Source organism: Acidovorax sp. DMC1 (genome assembly GCF_056314325.1).
The window spans coordinates 573,336-584,453 of the sequence record NZ_JBQUYO010000003.1 but is presented as its reverse complement, the minus strand read 5'-3'; the positions used below and the strand labels follow the sequence as shown (position 1 = coordinate 584,453).

At 68.0% G+C, this 11,118-nt stretch carries 10 protein-coding genes; 4 read left to right on the top strand and 6 right to left on the bottom strand.

Annotation, left to right across the window (positions count from 1 at the left end; genetic code table 11):
- Window positions 1-11 precede the first annotated feature (11 nt).
- The 3 genes from ACT531_RS09945 to ACT531_RS09935 form a co-directional block, all read right to left on the bottom strand.
- Complete coding sequence (locus ACT531_RS09945; protein WP_056743307.1) at window positions 12-767, bottom strand: sulfite exporter TauE/SafE family protein; 756 nt, start codon at window positions 765-767, stop codon at window positions 12-14.
- Window positions 768-950: 183 nt separating this feature from the next.
- Window positions 951-1,580 (bottom strand): pyridoxamine 5'-phosphate oxidase family protein, encoded by a 630-nt coding sequence (locus ACT531_RS09940; RefSeq protein ID WP_099729827.1) that lies wholly within the window; start codon window positions 1,578-1,580, stop codon window positions 951-953.
- 217 nt (window positions 1,581-1,797) lie between these two features.
- The gene (locus ACT531_RS09935; protein ID WP_436075478.1) at window positions 1,798-2,364 is read right to left on the bottom strand and encodes a carboxymuconolactone decarboxylase family protein; all 567 of its coding nucleotides are present in this window, start codon (window positions 2,362-2,364) and stop codon (window positions 1,798-1,800) included.
- A gap of 131 nt (window positions 2,365-2,495) precedes the next feature.
- Here ACT531_RS09935 and ACT531_RS09930 point away from each other — a divergent pair, with 131 nt between their 5' ends.
- From ACT531_RS09930 to ACT531_RS09920, 3 genes are all read left to right on the top strand, one after another.
- Complete coding sequence (locus ACT531_RS09930; RefSeq protein WP_288853598.1) at window positions 2,496-3,383, top strand: helix-turn-helix transcriptional regulator; 888 nt, start codon at window positions 2,496-2,498, stop codon at window positions 3,381-3,383.
- A gap of 191 nt (window positions 3,384-3,574) precedes the next feature.
- Window positions 3,575-4,072 (top strand): hypothetical protein, encoded by a 498-nt coding sequence (locus ACT531_RS09925; protein ID WP_176886469.1) that lies wholly within the window; start codon window positions 3,575-3,577, stop codon window positions 4,070-4,072.
- A gap of 119 nt (window positions 4,073-4,191) precedes the next feature.
- Window positions 4,192-4,332, top strand: a complete 141-nt coding sequence (locus ACT531_RS09920; protein ID WP_476017308.1) for a hypothetical protein — start codon at window positions 4,192-4,194, stop codon at window positions 4,330-4,332.
- 9 nt (window positions 4,333-4,341) lie between these two features.
- Here the strand turns inward: ACT531_RS09920 and ACT531_RS09915 are convergent, their stop codons facing one another.
- From ACT531_RS09915 to ACT531_RS09905, 3 genes are all read right to left on the bottom strand, one after another.
- Window positions 4,342-5,988 carry an acyl-CoA synthetase gene (locus ACT531_RS09915; protein ID WP_476017307.1) on the bottom strand — a complete coding sequence of 549 codons (1,647 nt, stop codon included), beginning with the start codon at window positions 5,986-5,988 and terminating at the stop codon, window positions 4,342-4,344.
- Between the two features lie 102 nt (window positions 5,989-6,090).
- Window positions 6,091-7,758 (bottom strand): diguanylate cyclase domain-containing protein, encoded by a 1,668-nt coding sequence (locus tag ACT531_RS09910; RefSeq protein ID WP_476017306.1) that lies wholly within the window; start codon window positions 7,756-7,758, stop codon window positions 6,091-6,093.
- Window positions 7,759-7,771: 13 nt separating this feature from the next.
- The gene (locus ACT531_RS09905) at window positions 7,772-8,878 is read right to left on the bottom strand and encodes an ABC transporter substrate-binding protein (RefSeq protein WP_476017305.1); all 1,107 of its coding nucleotides are present in this window, start codon (window positions 8,876-8,878) and stop codon (window positions 7,772-7,774) included.
- Between the two features lie 58 nt (window positions 8,879-8,936).
- Here ACT531_RS09905 and dnaG point away from each other — a divergent pair, with 58 nt between their 5' ends.
- Window positions 8,937-11,009, top strand: a complete 2,073-nt coding sequence (gene dnaG / locus ACT531_RS09900; protein WP_476017304.1) for a DNA primase — start codon at window positions 8,937-8,939, stop codon at window positions 11,007-11,009.
- The last annotated feature ends 109 nt before the right edge of the window (window positions 11,010-11,118 follow it).

Sequence of the window (11,118 nt, the reverse complement as noted above, 5' to 3'; positions counted from 1 at the left end):
CAAATGGAACCCTACGCGAGCCGCGCCAGCACCTTGGGCAGGCTGGCCACCAGCATCGCCACGCCCGACAGGGTCAACATGCCCAGCACGATCTGCCGGAACCGCGCGTCGCTGATACCGTGGTACAGCCGCGCTCCCAGCAGCACGGGCACCAGCATGGCGGGCACCACAATGGCCAGCAGCGGCAGCGCCTCGCGGGTGACCAGACCGGTGGCCAGGTAGGTGATGAAGGTCACCAGCAGCATGGCCAGGTTGAAGTTCTGGATGATGGCGCGCTGCACGTCCTTGTCCAGACCGCGCAAGGTGCACCACAGGGTGGGCAGCACGCCGGTGAAGCCGCCCAGGCCGCCCATCACGCCGCCCGCCATGCCCACCAGCGCGTCGGCCACGCGCCCGCCGCGCGTGATGCGGGGCAACTGCTTGGCCATCAGCATCGCCGGGCACCACAGCACCAGCAGCGTGCCCAGAATGACCTTGAACGCGTCCATGTCCAGCCGGGGCAATACGGCCACGCCAATGGGGATGCCCACCAGGCCACCCAGCACAAAGGGCAGCAGGCGCACCCGGTCAAACCCCCGGCGCACCGTGGCCGCCGCCACCAGCTGGCCGGTGAGCGCGCCGCACACCGCCAGCAGCGCGGCCAGGCGGGGCTCCAGCGTCCAGGCCCAGAACGACATGGCGACCATGCCAAAACCAAAACCCGACAGCCCCTGCACAAACCCGGCGGCCACTGCGCCCAGGGCCACGATCAACAGCACGGAATCCATGTCTCCCCCTCACTTGGTGTGAACGTGCGCATGAGTAGGCTTCACGCCCCACGGAGCTCCACGCTCCTCACGCATCTGCGCGTTCGGCCGGAGAGTCCATGAAGCGCAAGCCCTGCGCGCCCAGCCGCCATTGTGTGCGCTGGCAGCAGGGGCAACGCTGTGGCGACGGATCGCGGTGCCGGTTCAATACAGGGTGGCCTGCTGGCGCGCTGGCAGTTCGCGGTCGTAGGCAGCGCCGTCAAATGCGCCCTGTGTGATGGACGCCAGGATGGCGCCCGGGGTGGGCACGGGGCGCGGGGTGCCGGGCGGCACGGCATGCCACAGGCGCGAGCGCTGGATGGCGCGTGCGCACTGGAAGTACACCGCCTGCACATCCACCACGATCACACACTTTGGCGGCTGGCCGTTGACCACGAAACGCGCCAGCAGGTCGGGCGCGACGCTGATGCGCGCGTTGCCGTTGACGCGCAGCGTCTCGCCCACGCCGGGGATGAGGAACAGCAGCGCCACGCGCGGGTCGGCCACGATGTTGCGCAGGCTGTCGGCGCGGTTGTTGCCACGGCGCTCGGGCAGCAGCAGGGTCTTGTCGTCCAGCAGTTGCACAAAGCCGGCGGGGTCGCCGCGCGGCGAGGCATCCAGCCCGCCGGGGCCGGTGGTGGCCAGCACGGCAAAGGGCGACGCCGCGATCATGGCGCGGTAGGCGGGGTGCACATACGGCAGCTCTTTGTGGACGGAGGCATCGCTCAGCGTGCCCAGCAGGGCCTCCAGGCGTGGCAGGGTGTCGATGGCGTGCTCGTCGCGGGCGGGTGTCATGGGGGCGGCTTCCTTCGGGTGGGTGGGCAAGGGAGCGGCCATGGTGCAGCAGGCCTGCAGCGCTGACAAACGACTTTGCAGCCGGTCATGCGTGCAAAAAATGCACGCATGGGTTTTGCGAAGGACTGCCTGCGATGGCTTCGCCACAGGACCGCGCCAGCAGCAACAGAAGCGGCGCGCACCCAGCCCACCGGCCAGACGCGCGCCGCCCCCTCGTTCAGCGCGCCGGGCGCAGCTTGACGCCAGGGAAGTCCACCGGCACGGCCAGCGCCACGTTCACATAGTTGGTGAACAGGTTGAGCGCCACATGCGCCACGATCTCGACGATCTGCTCGTCGTTCACGCCCTGGTCGCGCAGGGCCTGCACATCGGCCGCATCGACCTGGCCGCGTTCGTTGACCAGTTGCAGCACAAAGCGCAGCATGGCGGCCGTGCGCGGGTCGGCCGATTCGCCCGCCTGCGCGGCGGCCAGGGCCTCGCCACTCACGCCGGCCTTGCGGCCCAGTGCGGTGTGGGCGGCCAGGCAGTAGTCGCAGGCATTGCGGTTGGCCACGGCCACGGCGATCTGCTCGCCCAAAGCTGCGCCGATCACGCCGCCGCCCAAGGCGCCAAACGCACCCCACATGCTCTGCAGCGCAGCGGGCGAGTTGGCAACGGCGCGGAACATGTTGGGCGTGGCGCCAAAGGCTCCGTGGACCTGGTCGAGCACGGCGCGCACAGTGCCGGTGGCGGCGGTGCGGTCGACGAGAGGGACGCGGGCGACAGAAGGAGAAGTAGCGGACATGGTGTGTTCCTTGAAGGTCATGAAGGGTTGGTGAGAACTTGTGCCTGTTCTCGGCACCCCTGCAGTGTCCGGCGCCAGCGTGTACCATTGGGCACATAAAATCCACAATTCATACCCAATCATCCAAAACCATGCCACCAAGCGTTCCTACACCCGCGCAGGCCTCCACCCCGCTCGACCGGTTGTCGCCGCTGCTGGAGCGGTTTCGGGTGCGGGCGCACCTGTTCCACAACGGGCCACTGTGTGGCGTGACGCACTTTGCGGCGGCGCCGGGCCGGGGCTTTTTGCATGTGCTGCGCCAGGGCGAGATGGTGGTCACGCACCAGCCCCAGGCGGGCCCGCCCGAGCGGCTTCAGGTGTGCGAGCCCAGCCTGCTGTTCTATGCCCGACCGCTGGAGCACTTCTTTCACAACGCGCCCACCGAGGGGTCGGACTTCACCTGCGCCGCACTGGACTTTGACGGCGGTGCCAGCCACCCGCTGGCCCGCGCCCTGCCCCCGCTGGTGGTGCTGCCGCTGGGCGCGGTGGACGGGCTGCAGCAGTCGCTGGACTTGTTGTTTGCAGAAACCGACCGCCTGCGCTGCGGCCACCGCGTGCTGGCCGACCGGCTGTTTGAAGTGGTGCTGCTGCAACTGCTACGCTGGTTGCTGGACCACCCCGAGCAGGCGCACATGCCGCCCGGCCTGCTCACGGGTCTCGCCGACCCTGCCCTGGCCCGCGCCCTCACCGCCTTGCACGATGCGCCGGGCCAACCATGGAGCCTGGCGCAGATGGCTGCGCAGGCAGGCATGTCGCGCAGTGCGTTTGCGGCCCGCTTCAAGGCGGTGGTGGGCGACACCCCCGCCGACTACCTGGCGCACTGGCGGCTGACGCTGGCGCAGGCCCATCTGCGCGGCGGACGGTCGTTGAAGTCGATTGCCAACGAGCTGGGTTACGCCAACCCCTCGGCGCTGTCGCGCGTGTTTGCGCAGAAGGTGGGCATGTCGCCACGGGTCTGGCTGGAGGGCCTTGCAGCATAGCGAGCTAAGCCGCCACCTCCTCTGCCCGGCTGGACGCGCGGCCCACGGGCCGCCACAATTTCCTGCGTCGGCTGCGCAGCTCCAGGATTTTGATAAAAACAGGCCCTGGCGCTTATCCTGATTGCGCAAAAAGCTATGTAAATGATAGCAAAACTCTGTAAATGGATCAGCCGCCGGAAAGGATTCACGCCATGAACGCCGCTCTCACCCAACTGGCAGCCGACTGCGGGCTGGCCAGCGACGCCCACACCCCGCTGCGCCTGGCCTTTGGCCTGGCCTGTGTGCAGCGCGTGCGCCATCTGCTGGAAGATCCGGAGGCCATCGCCGGCCTCGACGTGCTGGCCGCGTTCACGGCGGGCACAGTGGATGCGGCCACTTTGGCCAACGCAGCAGAGCGGCTGAAAGCGGTGGCCTCGCACCACCGGGGCTCGCAGTCGCTGGACGGGTCGGCCCATGCCGCCGTGTCGGCCACCTACGCCGTGGCCAACGCGCTGGCGGGCCGGGCGCTGGAGGCCGCCAGCTACGCGGCCTATGCCACGGTGTATGCCTATGGCGGGTATGCGGTGCAAGACCTCTCGGCGTTTGAGCCGGAACACCAGTGGCAGGTGCAGGCGCTGCAGCGGCTGCTGGACGATGCGGCGACCCAGCGGTCGGCGAGGCCCCTTGCCGCCAGCCAGCCCTGCGCATAAGCCGCCAGCAGGTTCTCGCCGCGCTGGCCGCCCCGCTGCGTGCGATCCTGGAGGCCGAACTGGCGCAGGGCAACGTTATCGACGAGGTGGCGGACTGGCCGCCACGGTGCGAGTTGCTCGTGATCCTGCGCCGCCCTTTCGCGACGGCCTACCCGACCGGGCCTGGCGTGGAGTTCACCGCCATCGAAGACCGGCACTACTGGAAGTCCGAATACAACCTGGAGGGCGGTCGGCAGACGCTGGCGTGCGGTTTTGGCTGAGCCGGGTGATCAGACGTTGATGGCGGCCGCCGACCCGGCCTGCTTGCGCAGCTCAAACTTCTGGATCTTGCCGGTGCTGGTCTTGGGCAGCTCGCCAAACACCACGGCGCGTGGCACCTTGAAGCCCGCCAGGTGCTTCTTGCAGTGCGCCACGATGTCTTCGGGCGTGGTCTGCGCACCGGCCTTCAGCTCTACAAACGCGCAGGGCGTCTCGCCCCACTTGGGGTCGGGCTTGGCCACCACGGCAGCGGCCAGCACGTCGGGGTGGCGGTAGAGCACGTCTTCGACCTCGATGGACGAGATGTTCTCGCCACCCGAGATGATGATGTCCTTGCTGCGGTCCTTGATCTTGATGTAGCCGTCAGGGTACTGCACGGCCAGATCGCCGCTGTGGAACCAGCCGCCCGCAAAGGCCTCGTCGGTGGCCTTGGGGTTCTTGAGGTAGCCCTTCATGGCGATGTTGCCCTTGAACATGATCTCGCCCATGGTTTCGCCGTCCTGCGGCACGGGCAGCATGGTCTCGGGGTCGAGCACGCGCACGTCGCGCTCCAGGTGGTAGCGCACGCCCTGGCGGGCGTTGAGGCGGGCACGCTCGCCGATGTCCAGGGCATCCCAGGCCTCGTGTTTGGCGCACACGGTGGCCGGGCCGTACACCTCGGTCAGGCCGTACACATGGGTCAGGTCAAACCCCATTTTTTCCATGCCTTCGATCATCGACGCCGGGGGCGCCGCGCCTGCCACCATGGCCTTGACGCCAGATGGCACACCCGCCTTCATCGCCTCGGGCGCGTTGACCAGCAGCCCGTGCACGATGGGCGCGCCGCAGTAGTGCGTGACGCCGTGGTTGCGGATGGCGTCGAAGATGGCCTGCGCGTCCACGCGGCGCAGGCAGACGTTGACGCCTGCGCGGGCCGCAATGGTCCACGGAAAGCACCAGCCGTTGCAGTGGAACATGGGCAGCGTCCACAGGTACACCGCGTGCTTGGGCATGTCCCACTCCAGCACGTTGCTGATGGCGTTGGTGGCGGCGCCCCGGTGGTGGTAGACCACGCCTTTGGGGTTGCCGGTGGTGCCGCTTGTGTAGTTGAGCGCAATCGCATCCCACTCATCGGCGGGCAGGCTCCAGGCAAAGGCCGCGTCGCCGCTGGCCACAAAGGCTTCGTAGTCGGTGCCGCCCAGGCTTTGAACGGCGGGGCCATAAAGCGCGTCCTGCACCTCGATCACGCGGATGGGCGTGCTGGCGGTGCGCAGGGCCAGCGCCTTGGCCATGGTGCCGGTGAACTCCGGGTCCACGATCACGGCCTTGGCCTCGCCGTGGTCCAGCATGAAGGCGATGGCCTCCGGGTCCAGCCGGGTGTTGAGGGTGTTGAGCACCGCGCCCGCCATGGGCACGCCAAAGTGCGCCTCCACCATTGGGGGCGTGTTGGGCAGCATCACCGCCACGGTGTCGTTCTTGCCGATGCCCGCGTTCGTCAGCGCGCTGGCCAGCTGGCGGCAACGCGCGTAGGTCTGGGCCCAGGTCTGGCGCAAGTCACCGTGCACGATGGCCAGGCGGTCGGGGTAGACCTCGGCCGTGCGTTCGATGAACGACAGGGGCGACAGGGCGGCAAAGTTGGCTTCGTTGCGGGGCAGGTGCTGGTCAAAGATGGAGGTCATGGGTCAGTGCAAGAAGGTGAACGACACACAGCCTAGCGCCGCAGGCTGACACGAAAGCAACACGGGCCGGCGCGTGGACAAGGTGGGCCGCAGCGCGCAGTCTCACAACTTGCGCTTGTGGCCTTGCTTGATGCGGTACATGGCCGCGTCGGCACTGGCCATGAGTGTGCGCGCATCCTGCGCGTCGCGGGGAAACAGGCTCAGGCCGATGCTGGCGCGCACGGCCAGCGGCTCACCGTCAATGTCCAGCGGCGGCTCGAAGGCGTGCTGCAGTTTGGTCACGATCTGCAGCGCGGCCTCTTCGGAATCCACGTTTTCGCACAGCACCGTGAACTCATCCCCGGCCAATCGGGCGACGGTGTCCACCTGCCGCACAGCGCCGACGATGGTGCGGGCCACGGCCTGCAACACCAGGTCGCCCACGGCGTGCCCGCGCGTGTCGTTGATGGCCTTGAAGTCGTCCAGGTCCACAAACAGCAGGGCGCAGCTGCGGCCGCTGCGACGCGACAGCTCCAGCACCTGGCCCAGGCGCTGCTCGAACATGCGGCGGTTGGGCAGGCCGGTGAGAGCGTCGTGGTGCGCCAGGTGGGCCATGGCGTCGCGGCTCAGGTTCAGCTCGGCCAGCTGGCGGCTGATCTGCTGCTCCATGTCCTGGAAGCTGCGGGCCAGCTCGCCCACCTCGTCGCCCCGGTGCACCGGCAACGCGCCGTGGGATTCCCCGCGCGAAAACGCCTGCGCCGCCTTCACCATGGCCTGCAGCGGCTGGGTCACCAGGCGCGACACGCCGGCCGCCAGGGCCACACCCACCACGCTGAGCACCAGCAAGATCTTGAGGATGCTGCGCCCCAGGTCCAGCACCTCGCCCTGCACCACGGCCAGCGGCTGCGAGAGCCCCACCACCATGAAGCGCCCCTCTTCCGCGTTACCAAAGGGCATGCGCACAAAGGCGAACACGCGCGCCTCTTCGTCGTCGGTGCCTGGCTGGCTCAGCACCGCCTCTTCGGCGCGACCATCGACCAGCGCGGCCACCTGCGGGAACGACTCCTGGATCAGGATGCGCTGGCCCCGGTCAAAGCCGAAGGTCTGCGTGGCGTCCGGGTGCACTAAAAAGTCGCCCCAGCGGTTGCTCAGATAAAACCCGTAGGGGGTGGGCAGCGCGGCGTTGAAGTTGTGCAGGAACGGCGCCGCCGCCACCCGCACCACCACCACGCCCCGCAGCTGCCCCCCCTGCACCACGGGCGACGCCATGTTGAACACGGGCACGGCAGCCTCCTGTGCGGCGTCTTCGTGGTTGATGCCGAATTCGGACACATACACCTCGCCGTCGGGCAGGCTAAGGGCCTCGAACACAAACGGAAAGTGCGACTTCTCCTGCAGCTGGTCATCAGGCACGCGCACCAGCTTGTCGCCCTGGCGGTCGATGCGCACCAGCTCCAGCCCATAGTCGCTGGCGCTGATGTAGCGGATCTGCAAATACGCAGGATGGGCCTGCAGGTTGGCCTTGAACAGGTCGGCCAGCCGCCCCTGGTCTTGTTCGACGGCAGCGGCGTCGGCCAGAAAGGCCGTGTCGCGCGCCACCGTGCCAAAACCCGCCTGCATGTGCCGCGCCAGCACCTGCGTGGTGGCCAGCAGCGAGCGCTCAGCCCGACCCTGCAGGCGTTCGCGGCTCGAATCAAAGGTGTAATAGCCCGCCAGAATGGCCGCGAACACGCTGAACGAGGCCAACAGGGCCCCCAGCTTCAGCGCGATGCTCCATTGGAAGCGGGCCATGGGTCAGAACCTGTCAGAACCGGTTGGGTCGGTCGCCCGACACGATGCGTTGCCACAGGCGGGCGCGCAGGGCTTCGTCTTCCACCGGCTCCAGCCACACGATGGGGCCCATGGTGCCCCCCGGCACTTCGCCCGCCAGCGCAGGCGGCTCGTCCAGGGTGTTGGCCAGGCCCTGGCGCCGCGTGAACTCGCGGCTCACGGCCGGGTCGAGCATGTAGTTGATCCACTCGGCAGCCAGCGCCACCTGGGTGGAGCGGCGGGTGATGGCCCAGCAGTCCAGCCAGGCCAGCGCGCCCTCCTTGGGCACCACATAGCCCACATCCAGCCCTGCATCGCGCAGCTGCTTGAGCTGCTGCTGGCCGTAGTTGGCATGCATCACCGCCACCTTGTGCTTGCGAAACAGCTCCACCGACTCCTCCGGCAGGCTGTAGAACGACCGCACGTTGCGCCGCAGTGCGACCAGGTCCTTGGCCAGGGGGCTGAAGCGGTCCGGGTCGATGCGAAACGGCGGCAGGCCCCGGCGCATGGCCGCGAGCGAAAAACCGTGGCTGCTGCCGTCAAAAGCCAGCACCTTGCCCTGCCAGCGCGGGTCCCACAGCACAGCAATCGACTGCGGGGGCGTGCTGAACTGCTGGCGGTCGTACACCAGCCCCATCTCGGAGTAGGTGAAGGGCATGGCGTAAACCTCGCCCCGCCAGCCAATGCCCGAGATGGTGTGCAGCTGGCGAAACCGGGGCAGCTGCCCGGCGGTGTTGCGGATGTTGCCCAGCGGCAACGGTGCGAGTTTGTCGTGCAGGATCAGCCGCGCAATTTCTGCCGTGTTGGCAGCCACCAGGTCAAACCCCGGGCCCTCGGTGCTCTCCATCTTGGCGCGCAAGACGTCGTCCGATGCCACGATGGTGATCTCCACCTTGACCCCATGGCGCTTCTCGAACACCGCCACAAAGTCAGGGTCCGCATATCCCGGCCAGGCCAGCACCCGCAGCACCGCCTCGGCCCGCGCAGCCCCCGGCAGCAGCAGCGTGAGCCCCACCAGGGCCAGCAGAAAGGCGGGCAGGCTGGCGCACCACCTGTGCAGCGCCCCACCCCACCACACCCGCCCCCGTGCCGCGAACCCCATGCCAAAAGCCTTTCCAGCAATAACTGGTTACAAAGAGTTTACGCGGACAATAGGGCGCGTGACGATCCCTCAGTCTTTCATTCAGGAACTGCTCACCCGTGTGGACGTGGTGGACATCGTGGGGCGCTACGTCCAGCTGAAAAAAGGCGGCGCCAATTTCATGGGGCTGTGCCCCTTTCACGGAGAGAAGTCGCCCTCCTTCAGCGTCAGCCCCGCCAAGCAGTTCTATCACTGCTTTGGCTGCGGCAAGAACGGCAATGCCATCAGCTTTCTGATGGACCACGCGGGCATGGGGTTCGTCGAGGCCGTCCAGGACCTGGCCCAGAGCGTGGGCCTGCAGGTGCCCGATGACGACATCTCCCCGCAGGAAAAGGAACGCGCCGCCGCCGCGCGACAGAAACAAGCCACGCTGAACGAGGTGCTGGAGAAAGCCGCCGACGCCTACCGCCGCCACCTGCGCGAGTCGCAGCGCGCCATCGGGTACTTCAAGGGCCGGGGCGTCTCGGGCGCGGTGGCCAAGCGCTATGGCCTGGGCTACGCACCCGAGGGCTGGCGCAGCCTGGCCAGCGTGTTCCCGAGCTACGACGACCCGCTGCTGGAGGAAAGCGGCCTGGTCATCGTCAACGACGAAGACGGCGGCAAACGCTACGACCGGTTTCGCGACCGGGTGATGTTCCCCATCCGCAACGTCAAAGGCGAATACATCGGCTTTGGCGGCCGGGTGCTGGGCGACGACAAGCCCAAGTACCTCAACTCCCCCGAAACCCCGGTGTTCCACAAGGGGCGCGAGCTGTACGGCCTGTTCGAGGCCCGCACGCCCATCCGCGAGGCGGGGTACGCACTCGTCACCGAGGGCTACATGGACGTGGTGGCGCTGGCGCAGCTGGGCTTTCCGAACGCGGTGGCCACGCTGGGCACGGCATGTACGCCCGAGCATGTGCAAAAGCTGCTGCGGTTTACGGACGCGGTGGTTTTCAGTTTTGACGGCGACAGCGCCGGGCGGCGTGCGGCCCGCAAGGCGCTGGACGGCGCCCTGCCCCATGCGACCGACACGCGCAGCATCAAGTTTCTGTTCCTCCCCGCCGAGCACGACCCGGACAGTTTCATCCGCGAGCACGGTACGGACGCGTTTGCGCGCCATGTCGAGCAAGCGACACCGCTGAGCCGGTTTCTGGTGGAAGCAGCCAGCGAGGGCTGCGACCTGGCCACCGCCGAGGGCCGCGCCCACATGGCCAGCAACGCACGGCCACTGTGGACGGCGCTGCCCGATGGCGTACTCAAACGCCAGCTGCTGGGCGAGCTGGCCGAGCTGACCCAGCTCAATGCCCGCGACCTGTCGGACCTGTGGGGCCAGGCTGCCGCCCGCGACGGCGTGCGCGCCGCGCACCACGCGCCCCCCCAGCGCCAACAGCCCCGCCCCACGGCCGATGACGCCCCCAGCTGGGACGCCCCGCCCGACGCCGATGGCTGGCAGCCCCACCCCGAATCTGCGGGCCCGGCCTACGACCCCGGATACGGCAGCTACAGCCACCAGGGCGGCTACGGAGGCCCAAACGGTCACAGTGGCCAAAGCGGCTATGGCGGCAGCAAGCCCCCATTTCGCAAGGGGGGCGACTGGAAAAGCGGCGGCGGCTGGAAAAAGCGCGACAAGGACGCCCCCTGGCCGCCCCAACCCCGCCTGCCCCGCACGCCGGCCATGAGCCGCGCCGACCACGCCGCGCGGCTGCTGCTGTCGCACATGGCGTTTCTGGAAGAGCTGACGCACGACGACCACACCATATTGGCGGCCCAGCCGGGGCCCCATGGGCCGCTGTTCGCGTGGCTGGAGGCACAGTTCCACGAACACGGCCCCCTGGCTTGGGCCGTGCTGCGCGAGAGCCTGCGCGATCACGAGTGCGAAGAACTGGCCGTCAAGGTGATGACCGGCTCGCACGCGCAGACCGAGGGCGAGCTGCACGAATTGCGGCTGGAGCTGCGCGACCTGCTTACCCGCATGCAGATCGAAGACATCAAGGAGCAGCAAAAAGTGCTGGTGCTGCAGGTGGCACAAGACCCGTCTGCCCTGGAGCGCTACCGGGCGCTGGCCGACAAGCGCAAGGAGCTGGAGCAAATAGCGCCAAAAACCACTTGAATCGGGTGGGGGCGGTATAATATAAGGTTAGTTATTAGGCAAGAGCGACAGCAGCACCTCCGAGCCGGGCCACCGTGACAAACGCGCACCTATGCGCTGATGGGCCCAC